We start from the raw sequence: 19,691 nt of genomic DNA on the forward strand, positions 1-19,691 counted from the left end.
TGAGCCATGACGCTGAAAAGGGCTGTGATCACGTCAAAATCCTTGCGGGGGGAGAGATCGCATCCGGACGCATATGGCAACTGACCCCACGGGAATCAAGTCCCAGGGGAACGACGTGCATACCGGCCGAAACAATGACGCGTTCAAATGTCGCCAACCTTTCTGCATCCTCGGCAAAGACCACACCGAAGTCGCCGCCCGCGCCGCAAGGCTTATAACTGACATCTGTGCCGGAAGCCATATCGGCGAGCTGTTTTTGTGCGGGGGAATAGATTTCCAGACCGCACGCAGCGCCAAAATGCTGCAACCCAAGCGCATAGTCTTTTGTAAGGCCAATGAAAGATGGGATGCGCTGTTGCTTGAGCGCATCGATCGCCGCAGCAGAAACGGTACCAAGCTCGTTCATATGCGCGGCATAGTCGCCTGCGTGATGCTGGCGCCACTGCGCCAATCGTTGCAGCGAATCGCTGGTCGACACGGATTGGCCCGACCACACGAACAGACAATGCAGGCCTTCCGTCGACACGGGCTCGTAGGTGGGTTCGCGCGTCGGACCAACAAGCTGATAGGCGATCAAACCACCCGCCACGCTCGCCGCCACGTCGACACCGCTGCCGCGGCCACCCTGCCAACCGCCATGCATATGCAGCAGCCGACGCATCCACTGCGTGCGATCCGCCATTGCGTCGCCATGGCCTGCATAGGTTGCCAATGCGGAAGCCAACGCTACGGTGAGCGCCGCGCTGGAACCGAGTCCCAGTTTGGAGACGCCGTCCGCGTGGAAAAAGCCGGACGTATCCAGATGCAGATCGAAGCCTTGACCGGACACCGGCGCCAGCCCTTCGCGCAGAAGACCATCCCATACGTGATCGACCAGGGTGAGCTTGGCCTTGCTTGCCTCATCGCACTGCCATTGCCACGCGCCGTCATGGCCGATGAGGGCACGCGCGCCACGGATGCCAAGATCGGGGGCATAGACGTCGCATGCATGATCCTCGCGCGGCACGATACGCACGTTGGCACGGCGATCCACTGCCTGCACCAAAGCCCGCGCACCTTCCAGCACGGCGTAGTCACCCAGCAAAACCAGCTTGGCAGGGGCGCTGGCGGTGAGCTCCATCATGCCTCCACGATATCCGTGGCGATCGCGCGCGCGCCTTCGCCGAGGCCGGTATCGAGCACGTCCAGCACGCCGGGCACATCGCGTAAGGCTGCTTTCACCTGCTCGATCGCGGACGGCGCACACACGGCTTTCAATTGCGGGCCGGCATCGACGGTAAAGAACACCGGCACGCCCTGCTGGCGCAATGCGCGCACGCGATGCATACATTCCACCGTTGCGCCGTTCCAATAAAGCAAGCCCGGCTGCGCGGCCAGCGCAAGTGCATGCATCTTCAGGCAGCTGTATTCGGAGATGCTGGCGAGCGCATCGAAATCGTGCGCTAGGATGGCGCTGCGCGCCACACTCAAATCCGCTTCCTGCGTATCGATCCACGCCGATTGATAGGGCGATGTCTCCGCGGTGCGAAGCATGCCTTCGGTGGAACCTATCTGCTTGGCGGCAGTGGAAGTAATCGCCACCGCAACGCGTAACGGCCATGCCGCGGCATCGAGCAAAGGCCGCGCAGTCGAATCGGTGCCATCGACCAGCTTGCCATGCGCCCATTCCACGTAACCGCCGAAGATGGAGCGCGCTGCCGAACCTGAGCAGCGACGCGCCAGCACCGACTGTTCTTCCAGACTCAATGTCAGGCCGAGCGCGCGTGCGCCAGCATGCACCAGCGCGGCGAAACCGGAAGCGGACGAAGCCAATCCCGCTGCCGTAGGAAAGTTGTTGCGGCTCGCGACCTCGGCACCATGATCGACGCCGGCACGCGCGCGCAGCAGATCGAGGCATTTGGTGATGCGCCTGGTTTCGGCTTCATCGCTGCGACCGTTGAGGCTCACGCGATCCTGCTTCTGCCCCGGCACGAAACGCACCTCGGTACGCGTCCACAGACTTTCCAACGTGATGGAAAGGGAGCCGACGACCGGCAGGTTCAGCGCGGCATCGCGCTTGCCCCAGTACTTGATCAGAGCGATGTTGGGCTGTGCTTGGGAAGCAGCGCGCAGTTCACCGGATGCATCGGTGCGTGGTTCGCGGTTCATGGTGTCTCGCTGGGGAAAGGGAACTCGGTACTAATCGTGCGGACAGTCAGATGAGTTACTTGTCCGACGTATCCGGCACGAATGGCAATCTGCCTGGAGCGGGCGTCCTCATGGTGACCCGGCTCCACACGGTACTGCCGCCGAACAGGCTGATGCCGATATAGCCATGTAGCTGCAGCCGGTCCGGGGCGCGCAGCCGAACCCAGCAATTATAGGTGCGGCCGTCGTCCGAGTTATAGACGTGGCCGCCTTTCCACTTCTTGCTGTCCGGGTCGAACTTGAGCCCGGTGAGCAGCCTGAGCCCCGTCAGTGGCCGAGAACGCAAGGCCGGATCGGGATTATTGCGATCGGTGACGGTCTTGCCGTTGAGCTCCGGCCCATCTTCCGGGCCATAGGTGTCGTGCAATTGCCACAGGATGTAGCCCTGGTATTCGTCACCGACCTGCTCGATACGGATGACGGCGTCGTGGCTTTCCACCAACCAGTCGCCGGCAACGGCCGAGGGCGCAGGCACATAAGGATCCGCGCCGCCAGCCACGGCATGACCCGCAACACCCCAAAACAGCAGAAAAGCCAGCGCGCCCAGCCACGCACCACATCGGCGGCCAGCAGCCCTCATCGCCCGCTCTCTTGCATCGTCGTGGGTCTGGCCCCATGTGTGCGCGCTTCGTGTCGATTCATTGCCGGTAGCATAAACACCCTATGTCTTCGAACTGGTTGATCGACACCCTGCTCCACGCTCTCGGCATCGCGCTGGCATTCGCTGCAGCGGGCTACGCCTGCGTCGCGCTATGGGCAGTGATGAAAGGATCGCGAAAGACGCAGCGAGTTCCGCTGCGCACTGGCTCCCCACAGCCGGCGAGCATACTCAAGCCGCTGCATGGTGCCGAGCCCCGGCTGTACGAAAACCTGCGCAGCTTCTGCCAGCAGGCGCATCCGGAATACCAGTTAGTGTTCGGCGTGCGCGATCCGGACGATCCGGCCATTGCCGTGGTCGAGCGCCTGCGCCGGGAATTTCCGCAACGGTCCATCGCGTTGGCGGTCGATCCACGCGTGCACGGCGCCAACTTCAAGGTCAGCAACCTCATGAATATGCTGCCGCATGTGCAGCATGATCTGCTGGTGCTGGCGGACGCTGACATTTACGTGGAGCCGGATTACCTGACGCGCGTAACGGCGCCCCTGGCCGATCCCGGCGTGGGCATCGTCACCTGCCTCTACTACGGCATTCCCGTGCGTTCGTTCTGGTCGCGGCTTGGCCGTCTATTCATCGACGACTGGTTCGCACCTTCCGTGAAGCTGTCACATGCGTTCGGCTCGACACGCTTTGCGTTCGGCTCGACCATCGCGCTACGTCGCGACGCACTGCAGGCCATCGGCGGCTTCGAAGCACTGCGCGATACGCTGGCCGATGATTTCTGGCTGGGCGAGCTGACCCGCCGCGCCGACTTGCGCACCGTATTGTCGGACGTCGTGGTTGGTACGGATGTCGCCGAAAGCCATCTGAAAGATTTGTGGGCGCATGAATTGCGCTGGTTGCGCACCATCCGCTCGATCGCACCAGCGGGTTTTGCCATGACTTTCGTGTGCTTTACGTCACCGTTGTTGTTGCTGGGCCTGTGCTTGGCGCCGGGACCGGCCAGCGTGGGCCTTGCGGCACTCGGTGGCGGCGCGCGGGTTTTGCTACACTTTTTACAGCGGCGCATCAGCGATCGAGCCTTCGCCTGGCATGAAGTCCTGTTGATTCCCCTCCGCGACGCCTTATTGCTGATGGAATGGGCAGCTGCCCTCGCCGGTTGGCAGGTAAGATGGCGCGGTCAGGTACTGCATGCACGTGGCGACGGTTCAGCGCCGTAAACTATTTGGCTGGTTAAATATCTGAACTATCTGCTGTCCCCGGGCACATTGAACGCCCCCGCAGGAGTCATCCGTAATGAAAACGCTTTTTCTGCAAGCTCCCTCCTTCGATGGCTTTGATGGCGGCGCGGGTTCGCGTTACCAGGCCAAACGCGAGATCAAGAGCTTCTGGTATCCCACCTGGCTGGCTCAGCCGGCCGCGATGGTGCCCGATTCGCGCGTCCTCGATGCGCCCGCCGACGAGATCTCGGTGGAAGACAGCTTGAAGATCGCCGAGGGTTACGATCTGGTGATCATCCACACCAGCACGCCTTCGTTCCCCACCGACGCCAAGTTCGCCGAGCTGCTCAAGGCACGCAAGCCGAACGTGCTGATCGGCCTGGTCGGCGCGAAGGTCGCAGTGGACCCCACCGGTTCACTCACCGCGTCACGCGCGATCGATTTCGTGGCACGCGAAGAGTTCGACTACACCTGCAAGGAAGTAGCCGAAGGTCGTCCGTTCGAAAGCATCACCGGCATCAGCTACCACTTGGCCGATGGCACCGTGCAGCACAATCCCCCGCGCGCGATGATCGAGAACATGGACGATCTGCCATTCGTGGCGCCGATCTACAAACGCGACCTGACAATCAGCAACTACTTCATCGGGTATCTCAACTATCCGTACGTGTCGATCTACACGGGTCGCGGCTGCCGCTCCAAGTGCACGTTCTGCCTGTGGCCTCAGACGGTCGGCGGTCATCGCTACCGCACGCGTTCGGCCGCGAACGTGCTCGCCGAGGCGAAGTGGATCAAGGAGAACATGCCCGAAGTGAAGGAGCTGATGTTCGACGACGACACCTTCACCGACAGCTCCAACATGGAACGCGTGCACGAGATCGCCCGCGGCCTCGGCGCGATGGGCTGGACCTGGTCCTGCAACGCGAAGGCGAACGTGCCGTACGAGTCGCTGAAGATCATGAAGGAAAACGGCCTGCGCCTGCTGCTGGTCGGTTACGAGTCGGGCGACGACCAGATCCTGCACAACATCAAGAAGGGCCTGCGCACCGACATTGCGCGCCGCTTCACCGAAGACTGCCGCAAGCTGGGCGTCACCATCCACGGCACCTTTATCCTGGGTTTGCCGGGCGAAACCAAGGAAACGATCGACAAGACGATCCAGTTCGCCAAGGAAATCAATCCGCACACCATCCAGGTGTCGCTGGCGGCGCCCTATCCGGGTACCACGCTCTACAAGCAGGCAGTGGACAACGGCTGGCTGAAGGAAAATGAAGCGGTCAACCTAGTCAACGAGAAGGGCGTGCAGCTGGCGCTGATCGAGTACCCGCACCTGTCGAAGCAAGACATCTTCCACGGCGTCGAGAAGTTCTACCGGGCGTTCTATTTCCGCCCGTCGAAGATCTGGGAAATCGTCAAGGAAATGCTGACCAGTTGGGACATGATGAAGCGCCGTCTGCGCGAAGGTGTGGAGTTCTTCCGCTTCCTGCGCGCGCACGAGGCGTAATCCTGGCGTCTTCGGTTGGGCATGGCCATCTACTCAACATCTCGTCATGCCCAATTTTCCCTTGCCGTCATTCCCGCTTTCACGGGAATGACGGCCGGGCAAGATTGAGCGATGCGTAGATGCCCATGAATGCCCCGATGAATTCACCCTCCAAACAAGCTACGACGCAGGCACGTCCCCGCCTGATCGTCACTGCCGATGATTTCGGCCTGCACGAAGCCGTCAACGAAGCGGTTGAACGCGGCTACCGCGATGGCGTACTGCGCGCCGCCAGCTTGATGGTCGCGGCACCCGCCGTTGTCGATGCGGTGGCGCGTGCAAAACAGAATCCAGGCCTTGCCGTCGGATTGCACCTCGTGCTCGCCGATGGTCGTGCGATGCTGCCACCCACGCGCATTCCCGATCTGGTCGACGGCCAAGGCATGTTCGATTCGAACATGGTGCGCAACGGTTTTCGTTTCTTCTTTCTGCCGCACATTCGGCGTCAGTTGGCCGATGAAATCCGCGCACAGTTCGAAGCATTCGCGGCAACCGGCCTGAAGCTCGATCACGTCAACGCACACAAGCACTTTCATCTGCATCCCACCATCCTGACCCTGATGCTTACCATCGGCCGCGAATACGGCATGCGCGCGATTCGTCTGCCGTCGGAGCCCGGCATGGGGCCGTGGCTGCGGCCGTGGCTGGCGCTGATGCGTTGGCGTCTAGATCGCGCCGGTGTTGCCTACAACGATCACGTGTTCGGCATCCGCCATAGCGGCGGCATGGATGAAACTGTGATGCTGGACATTCTGCGCGGACTTCCGGACGGCCTTTCCGAGGTGTACTTGCATCCAGCCTCGCACGGACACATCACCGACAGCATGGCCGAATATCGCCATGCCGACGAACTCGCCGCGCTGCTGTCGCCGCGCGTGCGCCAGACCATCGCCGAACGCTACCACTTGTGCGAAGGCTTCTCTGATCCGGTTGCCGCCGCATGAACATGAAACTGATCAGTTATATCGCCGGCCTGCTCGGTCTCGGTGTCGCCATCGCACTGGTGGCGCATCAAGGCTGGGGCGAAATCGTCACGGCAATCGATCGCGCCGGCTGGCCGTTACTGTGGCTGTTGCCGTTCCACGTGCTGCCGCTGCTGCTCGATGTGATCGGCTGGCGCGTGCTGATTGCGCCGCGTGATCCACAGCGGCAGGCCACGCTGCCGTTCCTGTTCTGGGTGGCCGCGATTCGCGAAGCCAGCAATCGTCTGCTGCCGGTGGCAAACATTGGCGGGGAGATCATCGGCATTCGTCTGGTGAAATGGCGCGGCATCGGCGGAGCTGCCGCGGCAGCCAGCGTGATCATGGAGGTGCTGCTCACGCTGGTAAACCAGTACCTGTTCACCGCGCTGGGCATCATCCTGCTGATCGAGCTGACGCAGAGCATCAGTGCGTTCAGCACGGTGATTTCCGCGCTCACCGCCAGCCTGCCGCTGCCGATCTTCCTGATCATCCTGCTGCGTCATGGCAAGGTCTTTTCGCGCCTGGAAGGCTTCGCCGAGAAAATGCTGGGCGGCCGTTCGACACTCACCGAGTTGATCGATGGCGCGAACCTGGATCAGGAAATTCGCGAACAGTATTCGCGTCCGCTGCGCCTGATCGTCGCCACCGGATGGCAATTCGTTGGCTACCTGGTGGGCAGCTTTGAAACCTGGCTGGCGCTGCACCTGCTCGGCTATCCGATCAGCGTGTGGGATGCGATCGCCATCGAAGCCGTCACGCAAGCCCTGCGCCATATCATCTTCGTGGTGCCGGCCGGCCTGGGCGTGCAGGAAGGCGGCCTGGTGCTGTTCGGCAACATGATCGGCTTGCCCGCCGAAGCCGCCGTTGCGCTATCGCTGGTCAAGCGCATGCGCGAAGTGGGTTTCGGCCTGCCTGCCTTGATCTCCTGGCAATGGGCCGAGGCGCGCCGGTTGTATGGCGGCACCTCCGCCCGCGCCGGCTCCGGCCAGCCGCCCATCTGAAGAGAATCCATTGATGACGTTCGAACACGACGCCTTTGATCCCGAAGCACTAGTGCCCGGCTATCGCGAGCCGGTGCTGCCGGATGGCGAGCCGGACGCAGCCACCATCGCTGCCTCCGAGACGCGCACGCGTCACTGGTCCAGCCGCCAGCAGGGGCGCCTCAAGTACGGCTCGGACGCGCACAAGCAGATGATGTGCCGGATGTTTGAGGAGACCTTCAATCCCTATCGTCCGTCGGTGCTCCAGTGGCCGACGCTGGATGATGCGTCCCTGCATCGCATCACCTCGCTGCCGATCTGGGATATCGCCGTGCAGACCGAAGGCAAGGCGCGCCTGCGCATGGCCGCCTATGCGCGCACCATCGTCGACACGGAAATGCGCAACGCCCTCGCGCAGAACGCCTGGGAAGAAAACCGGCATAAGGAAGTGCTGTCCAAGATGGTGCAGCACTACGGCATTCCGCTGGTGCCGGAGCCGCCGTACGAGTACCCGAAGGATCCGGAGTGGGCCTATCTGGTCACCGGCTACAGCGAATGCATCGACAGCTTCTTTGCGTTCGGCCTGTTCAAGGTGGCGCATGATTCGGGATTGTTTCCGCCCGAGTTGATCGACACCTTCGAGCCGGTGATGCAGGAGGAATGTCGACACATTCTGCTGTTCGCCAACTGGGTGGCCTGGCATCGCCGGAATCTCAATCTGTTCCAGCGCATCGCGTTCGAATGGAAGGTCTTCCGCGTGTGGTGGTTCCTCGGCATGGAGCGCATGGAACTGGCCAAGAGCCTGGACGGCGACGGCAACGAACACGCGCAAGACAACAACTTCACCGTGACCGGCGCGCAGTCCGTGACGGAGAAGGATTTGAGCGTGTTGGAACTGATGGAAACCTGCCTGCGCGAAAACGATCGTCGCTTCGCCGGATACGATCCACGTTTGTTGCGGCCGACCACGATGCCGTTCTTGGTGAGATGTGCGTTGCCGGTGTTGAAGTTCTTCGAGCGGCGCAAGCGCAAATAAGCAGACCCTCCCTCCAGGCCGTCAGTGCTGCTGAAACCACCGCACCGCGTCTTCTAACGCCAAGCGCGCCGGGCGCGCCGTGTAACCTAGCTCGCGCGCGGCCTTGGCGCTGGTGAAGAACATGCGCTTCTTCGACATGCGCACTTCCTCCACCGTGGCGATCGGATGCATGCCGGTGAGGCGCGCCCAGGCTTCGGCCACATAGGCCACCGGCATCACCGCGGCATGCGGCAAACGCACTTTCGGCGGCAAACGGCCGGCGATGTCGGCGATCTCAGTGAGCACCTCGCGCAGGCTCATGTTGAAGCCGCCGAGGACGTAGCGCTCCCCGACCACGCCGCGCTCGTACGCCAGCCAATGACCTTCGGCCACATCTTCCACGTGCACGATGTTGAGACCAGTATCCACGTATGCGGGCAGGCGTCCGGCCATGGCATCGCGCACGATGCGGCCGGTGGGCGTGGGCTTGATGTCGTACGGGCCGATCGGCGTGGATGGGTTGACGATCACCACCGGCACCCCGTCCGCCGCGAACTGCCTGGCCACTTCCTCGGCGAGGAACTTGGAGCGCTTGTAGTGGCCGATCATGTCGTCCACCGTCACCGGCGTAGTTTCGCTGCCGAGCGTGCCGTCTTTGGGAATGCCCAGCGTGGCCACGCTGCTGGTGTAGACGATGCGCTGCACGCCGACGCGCCTGGCCGCCTCCAGTATTGCGCGCGTACCCTCGACGTTTGCGCGGTAGAGTTCCGCCGGATCGGGCGCCCACAGGCGGTAATCGGCGGCTACGTGGAACAGCGCATCGCAGCCGTCGCAGGCGGGCAGCAGGCTGTCGGGCTTGGTGAGGTCACCCTCGATCACCTCCACGTCCAACCCTTGCAGATTGCGACGATCCGAACCCGCGCGTGCCAGCACGCGGACACTGTGGCCGTCGCGCAACAGGCGGCGGGCCATGGCCGAGCCGACGAATCCGGTGGCTCCGGTTACCAGCGCCCTCATGATGCAATCACCCTGGCGACGAACCGCAGCGCGCTGAAAACGACGACACGCGCCGTCGAAAAAGTTGGGATGGTCATCCCGGAATTATGGATGAAAACCCTTCGCGGATGCTCCCGCGTTGCATGCAAACGGCGCAACCGTTGTGGCTGTTGGCCGTCTTCCTTTCATCAGCATTTCAACGTTGCGGGCCCGAGCGGCATCTTTCTAGACGATGCAGACTTGTTCGTGCACCCCATGTGCTTCAGCATATTGCGATGCCCACCCCACCCCGCCAGCCCCGAGCCAGCCGCACTGTGCGCATGCCATCCACGCCATTTGCCCGCGCGAAGACCGCGTGCGCCACCGCCGTTCCGGATTCGTACCCGTATGGGTGTGTCATAATTCCGACGGTCGAGGCATACCAATGATCGAATTAAACAATGCCACCGCCGGCACCGGACGCGAGAAGGCCGATACCTACCAGGACGCGATCCTGCCGAAGGTATCCCGGACTTTTGCGCTGACTATCCCGCAGCTTCCACCGGAACTGCGGCGTGCCGTTGCGAATGCCTATCTGCTCTGCCGCATCGCGGACACCATCGAGGACGAACCGGCGCTTTCCGCCGAACAGAAACGCGCCTTTGAAAACGCGTTCGTCGATGCGGTGACCGGCGATGCCGATGCGCAGGAGGTGGCGGACGAAGTCGCGCCCCTGCTTTCGGCCAGCACGCTCGACGCCGAGCGCGACCTCATGCAGCAGCTGCCGCTGGTGCTTGATGTCACGCGCAGCCTTTCGTCTTCGCAGCAGGCATCGATCGTGAAGTGCCTGCGCATCATGTCGCACGGCATGCACGAATTTCAGCGCAAGGCCGGGCTGCACGGCCTGCCCACGCTGCACGACCTGGATCGCTATTGCTACTGTGTGGCTGGCGTGGTGGGCGAAATGCTGACCGAGCTGTTCGTGGATTTCGAGCCGCTGCTGACACCGCATCGCAACACCATGCTGCGCCTGGCCGTGTCGTTCGGACAGGGTCTGCAGATGGTCAACATCCTCAAGGACCAGTGGGAAGACCGCGAGCGCGGCGCCTGCTGGCTGCCGCAGGATCTGTTCGCACGCCACGGCGTAAAGCTTTCCACGCTCAAGTCCGGCAAGCAGAACGCCGGTTATGCGGCCACCATGTCCGAACTAGTCGGCATCGCGCACGCGCATCTGCGCCAGGCGCTCGAATACACCTTGATGATTCCCACAAAGCACGCAGGCATTCGCCGGTTCTGCTTATGGGCGATCGGCATGGCGCTGCTCACGCTGCGCAACCTGCAGCACAATCTCGATTTTTCCGCCGGCACGCAGGTCAAAATTTCGCGCAAGGCGGTGGCCCGTACCATCCTGCTTACGCGCGTACTGGGTAAGTCGAACTCCGGCCTGCGTTGGCTGTTTGCGATGACCGCGCGGGGTCTGCCGCTGACGCCGCTGACGGCTGAATGGAGCGAGCCTTCCACGCCTGCTCGCACCTGGCCGAAACGTTCCATCCCGCACATTGCCGATGCCGCCGCCTGGCGCGAACCGGCCGATGTACAGGAAGCAGGACACCGATGAATCCGTTTACGCCCAAGACTGCCACTGCCGCCACCGCCGATCTGTTTCAAGCTGCCGCTGGCAGCACGCTGGATGATTCGATCGAGCGCGGCCGTGCCGCCTTGCTGGCGCGCCAGCATCAAGACGGACACTGGTGTTTCGAACTGGAGTCCGACTGCACGATCACCGCCGAATACATCCTGATGATGCATTTCATGGATGACATCGACGACATGCTGCAGGAGAAGATGGCGCGCTACCTGCGCGCCACCCAGGTGAAAGACGGACACGGCGGCTGGCCGCAGTACCACGGTGGCGACATCGATCTGTCGTGCACGGTGAAGGGGTATTACGCGCTGAAGGCGGCCGGTGACGATCCGGAAGCCGAACACATGCGCATCGCGCGCAAGGCCATTCTCGCGCACGGCGGCGCAGCCAAGGCCAACGTGTTCACGCGCATCCTGCTTGCGCTGTTCGAACAGGTGCCGTGGCGCGCCACGCCGTACGTGCCAGTGGAAATCATGCTGCTACCGCGCTGGTTTCCATTCCATATCGATAAGATTTCCTATTGGGCGCGCACCACGCTGGTGCCGCTCACCATCCTGTGCTCGCTTAAGGCCAAGGCAGCCAATCCGCGCAAGGTGCATATCCGCGAGCTGTTCGTCACGCCGCCTGAAGAAGAGCGCCACTATTTCATCCTTGGTGGCCTACTCAATCGCACCTTCCTCGTGCTGGACAAAATGGGCCGCGCGATCGATCGCTTCATTCCGAAGTCGGTGCGCCAGCGCGCCGTCAAGAAAGCGGTGGACTGGTTCATGCCGCGCCTCAATGGCGAAGACGGTATCGGCGCGATCTTCCCGCCAATGGTCAACAGCCTCGAAGCAATGGCGCTGCTCGGCTACCCGAAGGATCACCCCGCGCGGCAGACCTGCCTGCGTTCGATCCAGAAACTGGTGGTCCAGCGCGACGACGGCTCAGCCTATTGCCAGCCCTGCGTGTCGCCGATATGGGATACGGTGTGGAGCGCGCTGACGCTGATGCACACCAGTGACGACGCGCAGACGCAAGGCGCCATCGACAAGTCCATCGACTGGTTCGTCTCCAAGCAGGAACTGGAACTCAAGGGCGACTGGGCCGTGCGTGCGCCGAATCTGGCGCCGGGCGGCTGGGCCTTCCAGTACAACAACGCCTATTACCCGGACATCGACGACACCGCCGTGGTGGCGGCGCTGCTGCATATCCAGGATCGCCGCCGCGGCGAATCCGGACGGCACCGCATCAACATCGATCGCGCGGCGGACTGGATGATCGGCCTGCAATCAAAGAACGGCGGCTTCGCCGCCTTTGATGCGGACAACACCTACTACTACCTCAACTCGATTCCGTTCGCCGATCACGGCGCCTTGCTCGATCCGCCGACCGAGGACGTTTCCGGCCGCGTCGCCGCTGCTCTTGGCGTGCTGAGTCGCCCGCAAGATCGCGAAGCGCTGCGCCGCTGCATCGACTACCTGCGCGCCACGCAGTTGGAAGACGGTAGCTGGTGGGGTCGCTGGGGCAGCAACTACATCTACGGCACCTGGAGCGTGCTGGCGGGTCTCGCACTGGCCGGCGAGGATCCTAAGCAGCCATATATCCGCAAGGCGGTCGAGTGGCTGCACTCGCGCCAGCATGCCGATGGCGGTTGGGGCGAAACTAACGACAGCTACATCGATCCGGTTTTGCGCGGCACCAACGACGGTGTCAGCACGCCGCAATCCACGGCCTGGGCGGTGTTGGCGCAGATAGCGGTTGGCGAAGTACATTCGGAGTCGGTGCGTCGCGGCATCGATTTCCTGATCGCCAACCAGCACGTCGAGGGACTGTGGTTCCATCCCTCGCACAATGCGCCCGGCTTCCCGCGCGTGTATTACCTGAAGTACCACGGTTACACCGCGTACTTCCCGCTGTGGGCGCTCTCGCGGTACCGGCAATTGCTGCAATCGGCCGCGGCTTGAGCACTCGCGTGGCCATCCGCACGACGGGCATCGTCGTCGCGTTGGCATCGGAAGCCAGAACCCTTACCTCGCACACCGTTAAGCCGGATGACATCACCGCGCTTACCGACGGCGCGGCGTTGTGGCTCAGTGGCATGGGGCCTGTTGCTGCGCGGCGTGGCGCGCAAGCGTTGGCTGATGCAGGCGCTGCCGCGTTGGCCGTCTTCGGGGTGGCCGGCGCGCTCAGCGCGCATTTGCACAATGGCGCGCTGTTCTGCCCGGAGCGCGTAGTGGATGAAGACGGCCATGCCTATGCTGCCGATCTCGCTTGGCGCGCCAGCTTGCAGCAGCGACTCGCCGCGTCGCTTCACATGGAAGGCGCCCTGCTCAGCGTCGCCTCGCCCTTGCTGACCCCTGCCGACAAAGCCTCAGCCCACCAACACTGCGCGGCACTTGCGGTGGACATGGAAAGCGCCGCCGTCGCAGCCGTCGCTCGGGAACGCGGCCTGCCGTTCGTGGTACTGCGGGCCATTGTCGATGAAGCACGCGATGCGATTCCCACCGCGTTGAACGACAGCGTCGATGCCTGGGGACGCCCGCGTCCGCTGCACCTGATGGCGGCCTTGTGCAGGCATCCGTCAGTCCTGGGCGAGCTGCCGCGACTATACTCACGCATGCAACGGGCCACGCAGGCGTTGCGCGCCGCCGCTGAAGCGACGGGGCCAACCCTGGGCTGGCATCGATAACGCTTTCGAATCGCCGCGATCGCGGCAGCGTTTTTAGGAGAACTGCGAATGTCCCTGCGTCATCGTTCTGGATCCTTCCTGGTTGCCGCACTGTGCGCTTTTGCCAGCATGGCCGCGTCCGCGCACGCCATCCTCGTTGACAGCTCGCCGAAGCCGAACGGCACACTGACCGCCGGCCACGTGCAGATGATGTTCAAGTACAACAGCAAGATCGACCAGCACCGTTCGCGCCTCACCCTGGTCGGCCCCGATAAGACCGAAACGGTGCTGACCATCGTCGCTGATAGCAAGAGCAACGAACTGGACACCAGCGCTGATCTCGCACCGGGTTCGTATACGTTGCGCTGGCAGGCGCTGGCGCTGGATGGGCACATCACGCGCGGCGATCTGCCGTTTACGGTGGTGGCGAAGCAGTAATCCGACATCGCAATCTACGCACCTCGTGGTCGTCATTCCCGCTTGTACGGGAATGACGACCACGAGGGTTGCATGACCTCGCTCCGAATGAGGAGCGGAAACCCAGATCGACTTTCACCCTGAGCATTCCCCGTGGAACTTCTCGTCGACATCTTCGGCTACCTCAGCATCATCCTGCACGGTCTTACTATCGTCGCGCAGTCGATGATGCTAGGCGGCATCCTGTTTCTGGTCTTTCTCGTTCGTCCTTTCATGCATCGAATGCCGCAAGGCGTGGAGCTGGAACGGCGCATAGCAAGGCTGACCATCTTCAGCGCGATCGGCTTGATCGTGGCGGAAATTGCGGGCGTCGGACTCCAAGTAGCAGTGGTGAAGTCCACAGTGGGCTTGACCTTCCTCGACGTGATGCAGGCGCCATTCGCCATCGCGGGCACGATCAAAACGCTCTGCGCGCTGCTGTTGATTCCATGCCTGAGCCGGCGCATGTCCCGCGGACTGTTGGGCGCCTTGTTGCCGCTGCTGCTTGGTGCGATTGAGCTGACCGCTGCCACTTTCACCACGCATGCCTATGCGCGTCTGGACAACAACGCGCTACTGCTATTCGTGGAAGGCCTGCATCAGTTCGGTGCGGCAATCTGGATCGGCGCAATTCCCTGTTTCGTGCTGGCGCTGAGCAAGCTGCAAGACGTGGACGGCTGGCGCGTGGTCGGCGGGCGTTTCTCGCGTATGTCGATGGTGGGCGTGGCCAGCATCATCATTTCCGGCACGGTCATGAGCGTGTTCTACATCGGCGATGTGCAGGGTTTCTACGGCACCGCCTATGGCGTGATGGTGGGCGCAAAGATCGCGATGTTCCTCGCGCTGCTGCTGCTGGGCCTGGGCAACCTGCTGGTCACCGAACGGCTGCGCAAGAACCAGGATGCCTCGGTAATCCGTCTGCGCCGCTTCGCCGAAGTGGAGATCGGCATCGGCTTCACCATTTTCTTTGCTGCGGCCTCGCTGACCTCGGTGCCGCCGGCGGTGGACCTCACCACCGATCGCGTTACCTTGCATGAAATCGCCGTGCGCAACGCGCCGGTATGGCCGCGGTTCACCTCGCCCGATCACGATCAGCTTGCGGTCTCGCAGGCGCAGGCACAGCTGGATCGCGAAGCCGAGCAACGCCACCAGGCCGCGGCGCAAGCCATCGTGCCGGGCTCGGGCGTGCTGGCACCGCGCAATGCCGACGACATTGCCTGGTCCGAATACAACCATCACTGGGCCGGCATCTTCGTGCTGCTGATCAGCCTGCTCGCCCTGCTCAATCGCGCAGGTGTGGGATGGCTCAAGCACTGGCCGCTGCTGTTCCTGCTGATGGCCGGCTTTCTGCTGGTGCGCTCCGATCCGGAAGTGTGGCCGATGGGCCAGGAAGGCTTCTGGGCGGCGTGGCGCGACGTGGAAGTGGCGCAGCATCGCTTCTTCGTGGCGTTGATCATCCTGTTCGGCCTGTTCGAATGGGCGGTGCGTACGGGGCGCCTGCGCAGCCCGAAGGCGGCGCTGGTGTTCCCGCTGCTGGTTTCGGTGGGCGGCGCGATGTTGCTGACGCACAGCCATCAGATCTCGAACGTGAAGGATCAGCTGCTGATCGAGCTGACCCACACGCCGCTGGCGCTGGCGGGCGTGGCCTCCGGTTGGGCGCGCTGGCTGGAGCTGCGCCTGCCCGGGCGCGGCGGTCGCATTGCCGGCTGGGTGTGGCCGATGTGCTTCATGCTGGTAGGTGTGATCCTGCTCTGGTACCGCGAGGCCTGAGCCCAGCGATGTTAAAGTTGTCGTCTGCCCGTCCCGATCTGGGGCGGGCAGGCTTCTACCCTGCCTGCTTCTGCCCGGATTTCGAATGAGCCTGACGTCCCCTGAGGTTTCCGCGTTCGCCGACCGCGTGCCGGCCTATCTCAAACGGCTGGAACGCACCACGGATGCCCTCCACCCGCCCGCTGCCACCGACCCGGAGCGGCTGCACCAGGCCATTCGCTATGCCTGCGAGGGCGGCAAGCATCTGCGCGCGCTGATGGTGTACGCCGCTGGTGAAGCCCTTGGCGTGGCGGCCGAGAAAATCGACGCGGCTGCCTGCGCCGTGGAGCTGATCCATGCTTACTCGCTGGTGCATGACGACCTGCCCGCCATGGACAACGACGACCTGCGCCGCGGCCGTCCCACCGTGCACAAGGCTTACGACGAAGCCATCGGCATACTGGTGGGTGATGCCTTGCAGACATCCGCTTTCGAAGCGCTGGCCACCACGGAAGCACTCGATGCGGAACAGAAGGTGCGCATGATCCGCGCGCTCACGCATGCTTCCGGTTCGCTGGGCATGGTCGGTGGCCAGGCTGTGGACATGGCATCGGAAAACCTCACGCTTACGCTCCCGCAACTGGAATCGCTGCATGCCCGCAAGACCGGTGCGCTGATCCTCGTCACCTGCCAGCTAGCCGGTATCGCGGCGAATGCTTCCGAAGCGACCAACCAGGCGCTGGAGCATTACGGCAAATGCATCGGCCTGGCCTTCCAAATCCAGGACGACGTGCTTGACCAGATCGCCGACACCGCCACGCTCGGCAAAACCGCCGGCAAGGATCTGGCACAGCACAAATCCACCTTCCCTTCCTTGCTCGGACTGGAGCAGGCAAGGCAGCGCGCCGATGCCTTGTTCGACGAGGCGCGCACGGCCGCCCGCAACATCTCCGGTCACGCCGATCCGCTACTGTGGCTGGCCGACTATATTCAGCAACGCAAGCATTGATGGTTTGCCCAGCCTCCCTGCTTACCGCAGGGAGGGAGCCAACTTCGCGTTGGCCGGAGCTTTCTGAGACACAGGACTGTGCTGTTCGCAACCGGGTGTGGTAACACCTGACATTGCGCGCATGAACAACGACAGGAAGGACGTTGACCGATGTTCACATCCATCGCGAAATTCTGGCGCAAATGGCGGGACGCATTGCGCACGGGCCGGCAGATCGATGCCTTGCTGGCGCATGCCGATCCGCAGGCGGAACTGGCGGTGCGCAATGAATGGTTGATCGAAGTTTCGCATTGGTTGCATCGCGAAGGCACGATCGCCAACGATGCGGAACGGCCTGATCAGGCACCGAAGTATCCGCCTCACGTGCGGCTGCGCTATCTGCTGCAACTGCTCGATCGCAATCCCGAATGGAAAGCGCGCGTCGCACTGACACTGCAAAGCATCGTGCGCGATATGGATGCAATGGCGCTGTTGTGCGATTCCGGCATGCCATCCCACTCGGGCTTCACTGGCGCATTGCTCGAACGGCTGCAGGATTCACTGATTCCACCGGCGCCCAACAGCCGCGACCTGTCCGCGCTGTTTACGCTGATGTTTCCCTCGGCCGAAAATGCGCGATGGGTTGCGGCACTCCCTCGCGAATTGCTCGAGAAACTGAGCGAACTGTTTGCCTATCGCGAAGCGGCGCAAAGCGACGCTGCCGTTACAACGCAGTTCCCGCCCCCCGTGCTCCACGACCGCCTGTCCGTGGAGTTACTGGCCGCCATGCACAATCTCGTCGGGCAGATCGGCTCGACCGGTCTATCCAAAGCCATCCGCACACGCCTCAGCGAAAACCGGCTTGATGCCCTGCCGTTCTACAAACTTCCGCGTGCCATGCTCGCTATCGAGACGGCCGCAGAAAGCGACACGGCGAACGAACCACGCATCAGCCAGACGCTGCTGCAGGAAGTGAACTACTTGCGCGCACTGCTGGACGAATGCCATCGCTCCTTGCTCGACGTGCACGCACACCTGGACGAAAACGGCGTCAACGTCGACATCGTCTTCCAATTGGAGCGGATGCGTGCTCGCATCACGCGTACCGAAAGGTTGCTCGAAGCATGGCTGTCCATCCGACAGCACAGCGGCTCGGCCGAGCCTATCGCCAGCCTGTTCGCCGATCTCATTGCGGCGAACCACGCAAGCCACAGCGTAGGCAGCCTGATGCGCAGCAATTTCTCGCTGCTGGCGCGCAAAGTGGTCGATCGCAGTGCGCAGGACGGGGAACACTACGTCGCTTACGACCGAAAAAACTATCTGCACATGCTGTGGATGGCGATCGGCGGTGGCTTGGTGATGTCGGCGGCGGTTTACATCAAGTTCTTCATTTTCGGCCTGCACATGCATCCGATGGTCGAAGGCTTCTTTGCCGGCGCCAATTACGCGATGGCGTTCCTGCTGATGCATTTCTTGCATTTCACGCTGGCGACCAAGCAGCCAGCGATGACTGCACCCATGTTGGCACAGAAGCTAGAAGGCATCGGCACGCCGCAAGGGCTGGACGAATTCGTGCGAGCGGTGGTGGCGTTGATTCGCACGCAGGCGGCGGCCATTTTTGGGAACCTCGTGGCGATTTTTCCGGTGTGCTTGGCGATACAGCTTGCGGCCCACTACCTTTTCGGCATCAACCTGATCACTCCAGAAAAAGCGCGCGCTACCATCCATTCGTTTTCGCTGCTTGGCGCCACCCCGCTCTATGCGGCGATGACGGGCGTGGTGCTGTGGTCGTCGAGCCTGCTGGCCGGATGGGCCGACAACTGGTTCGTGCTGCATCGTCTGCGTGATGTGCTCTCTTACAACCGTCGGCTGCGCTTCGTACTCGGCGAGCGCGGTGCGGTGCGCTTTGCAAACTTCTCGCGCCACAACGTCGCGGGCGTGGCTGGCAATTTTACGCTGGGTATGATGCTTGGCCTGTTGCCATCGATCCTCACCGCGTTTGCGCTGCCGTACGAAGTCCGCCACGTCACGGTAGCTGCCGGATCCATCGGCACGGCGATCGGCGTGCTCGGTCACGCCTCATTCGAAACGCACGAAATCTGGTGGTCGTTGGCCGGCACGGCGATGACGGCCGTGCTCAATGTGGCAGTAAGCTTTGCACTAGCATTCCAGATGGCGCTACGCGCCAGGCCGATGCAGCGGCGCGCGCGGCGAGAAATCAATCGCGCGCTATGGCGCTACGTGCTGGCCAATCCGCTGCAGTTGCTGTTTCCGGTGCGCACCAAGGTTGCCGCTGACGCAGCGTAACCCCGTGGCCGTCATTCCCACGAAAGTGGGAATGACGGCCACGGAGGTAGCTCAGCCGTGACGCACGTCGTGCAGCTGCCAGTTTGTGCCGATCAGCCACGTCATGCGCTGGCGCACGATGCTCATCTGCAGATCGGTGATCACCTCCACATCGGTGTGTAGGTCGACGACCTTCGCACTCACCGTGGCGAGCTGGTCGGTAACACCCAGACGTTCGTCCACCGCATCAGGATCGGGCTGCATGGCGCGCCAGCGCTGAAACAGCAGCGGGCTGCGCAAGGCTTCCTGCAAGGCTGCAGCGAAATCGTTCGGGTCGGCGCCGTCGTAGCTCAGCGTCGGTTCCGCACCCCGCGCGTGCGCGAGATCCTTGATTTGCAGATAGTAGTGAGCACGGTTGGTCATGGTTCCTCCCTTTT

The 19,691-nt window shown here is 62.6% G+C and carries 17 protein-coding genes; 12 read left to right on the forward strand and 5 right to left on the reverse strand.

Features of this window, described 5'->3' with window-relative positions; genetic code table 11:
* Positions 1-28: 28 nt before the first annotated feature.
* From ISP18_RS15230 to ISP18_RS15240, 3 genes are read right to left on the reverse strand one after another with little or no spacing between them, the layout of a single operon-like run.
* Positions 29-1,123, reverse strand: coding sequence for a mevalonate kinase family protein (locus ISP18_RS15230; RefSeq protein WP_380013704.1), 1,095 nt, complete (start codon positions 1,121-1,123; stop codon positions 29-31).
* Positions 1,120-2,148: a diphosphomevalonate decarboxylase gene (gene mvaD / locus ISP18_RS15235; RefSeq protein WP_380013707.1), complete on the reverse strand. Its 1,029-nt coding sequence runs from the start codon at positions 2,146-2,148 to the stop codon at positions 1,120-1,122. Before mvaD ends, ISP18_RS15230 begins: the two co-directional genes overlap by 4 nt.
* Before the next feature lie 55 nt (positions 2,149-2,203).
* A complete protein-coding gene (locus ISP18_RS15240; protein WP_380013710.1) occupies positions 2,204-2,767 on the reverse strand; it encodes a DUF2147 domain-containing protein in 564 nt (187 codons plus the stop codon).
* 83 nt (positions 2,768-2,850) lie between these two features.
* On the opposite strand from ISP18_RS15240, the gene hpnI reads away from it, so the two are divergent.
* From hpnI to ISP18_RS15265, 5 genes are all read left to right on the forward strand, one after another.
* Entirely contained in the window at positions 2,851-4,005 is a 1,155-nt protein-coding gene (hpnI, locus tag ISP18_RS15245) for a bacteriohopanetetrol glucosamine biosynthesis glycosyltransferase HpnI (protein ID WP_380013713.1), read from the forward strand.
* A gap of 76 nt (positions 4,006-4,081) precedes the next feature.
* The gene (gene hpnJ / locus ISP18_RS15250; RefSeq protein ID WP_380013716.1) at positions 4,082-5,509 is read left to right on the forward strand and encodes a hopanoid biosynthesis associated radical SAM protein HpnJ; all 1,428 of its coding nucleotides are present in this window, start codon (positions 4,082-4,084) and stop codon (positions 5,507-5,509) included.
* Between the two features lie 137 nt (positions 5,510-5,646).
* Complete coding sequence (hpnK, locus tag ISP18_RS15255; RefSeq protein ID WP_380013719.1) at positions 5,647-6,492, forward strand: hopanoid biosynthesis-associated protein HpnK; 846 nt, start codon at positions 5,647-5,649, stop codon at positions 6,490-6,492.
* A complete protein-coding gene (locus tag ISP18_RS15260) occupies positions 6,489-7,511 on the forward strand; it encodes a flippase-like domain-containing protein (RefSeq protein ID WP_380013722.1) in 1,023 nt (340 codons plus the stop codon). The genes hpnK and ISP18_RS15260 overlap by 4 nt, the downstream gene beginning before the upstream one ends.
* 13 nt (positions 7,512-7,524) lie before the next feature.
* Positions 7,525-8,526: a ferritin-like domain-containing protein gene (locus ISP18_RS15265; protein WP_380013725.1), complete on the forward strand. Its 1,002-nt coding sequence runs from the start codon at positions 7,525-7,527 to the stop codon at positions 8,524-8,526.
* A 21-nt stretch (positions 8,527-8,547) separates the two neighbouring features.
* Here ISP18_RS15265 and hpnA read toward each other — a convergent pair whose 3' ends face one another.
* Positions 8,548-9,522, reverse strand: coding sequence for a hopanoid-associated sugar epimerase (hpnA, locus tag ISP18_RS15270; protein WP_380013728.1), 975 nt, complete (start codon positions 9,520-9,522; stop codon positions 8,548-8,550).
* Between the two features lie 403 nt (positions 9,523-9,925).
* On the opposite strand from hpnA, the gene ISP18_RS15275 reads away from it, so the two are divergent.
* The 7 genes from ISP18_RS15275 to ISP18_RS15305 all read left to right on the forward strand — a co-directional run bounded on the left by ISP18_RS15275 (position 9,926) and on the right by ISP18_RS15305 (position 19,275).
* On the forward strand, positions 9,926-11,098 hold the full coding sequence (locus ISP18_RS15275; RefSeq protein ID WP_380013731.1) for a phytoene/squalene synthase family protein: 1,173 nt from the start codon (positions 9,926-9,928) through the stop codon (positions 11,096-11,098).
* Entirely contained in the window at positions 11,095-13,071 is a 1,977-nt protein-coding gene (gene shc / locus ISP18_RS15280; RefSeq protein WP_380013734.1) for a squalene--hopene cyclase, read from the forward strand. The genes ISP18_RS15275 and shc overlap by 4 nt, the downstream gene beginning before the upstream one ends.
* A gap of 8 nt (positions 13,072-13,079) precedes the next feature.
* Complete coding sequence (locus ISP18_RS15285) at positions 13,080-13,796, forward strand: phosphorylase family protein (RefSeq protein WP_380013737.1); 717 nt, start codon at positions 13,080-13,082, stop codon at positions 13,794-13,796.
* 48 nt (positions 13,797-13,844) lie between these two features.
* Positions 13,845-14,213: a copper resistance CopC family protein gene (locus ISP18_RS15290; RefSeq protein ID WP_380013740.1), complete on the forward strand. Its 369-nt coding sequence runs from the start codon at positions 13,845-13,847 to the stop codon at positions 14,211-14,213.
* Between the two features lie 132 nt (positions 14,214-14,345).
* Positions 14,346-16,001, forward strand: coding sequence for a copper resistance D family protein (locus ISP18_RS15295; RefSeq protein WP_380013743.1), 1,656 nt, complete (start codon positions 14,346-14,348; stop codon positions 15,999-16,001).
* An 85-nt stretch (positions 16,002-16,086) separates the two neighbouring features.
* Positions 16,087-16,989 carry a polyprenyl synthetase family protein gene (locus ISP18_RS15300; protein ID WP_380013746.1) on the forward strand — a complete coding sequence of 301 codons (903 nt, stop codon included), beginning with the start codon at positions 16,087-16,089 and terminating at the stop codon, positions 16,987-16,989.
* A gap of 150 nt (positions 16,990-17,139) precedes the next feature.
* Positions 17,140-19,275 carry a site-specific recombinase gene (locus ISP18_RS15305; RefSeq protein WP_380013749.1) on the forward strand — a complete coding sequence of 712 codons (2,136 nt, stop codon included), beginning with the start codon at positions 17,140-17,142 and terminating at the stop codon, positions 19,273-19,275.
* A gap of 51 nt (positions 19,276-19,326) precedes the next feature.
* Here the strand turns inward: ISP18_RS15305 and ISP18_RS15310 are convergent, their stop codons facing one another.
* Positions 19,327-19,677, reverse strand: a complete 351-nt coding sequence (locus tag ISP18_RS15310) for a hypothetical protein (RefSeq protein WP_404559530.1) — start codon at positions 19,675-19,677, stop codon at positions 19,327-19,329.
* Positions 19,678-19,691: the final 14 nt, after the last annotated feature.

The sequence above is a fragment of the Dyella humi genome (assembly GCF_044904605.1).
Classification (GTDB): domain Bacteria; phylum Pseudomonadota; class Gammaproteobacteria; order Xanthomonadales; family Rhodanobacteraceae; genus Dyella_B; species Dyella_B humi.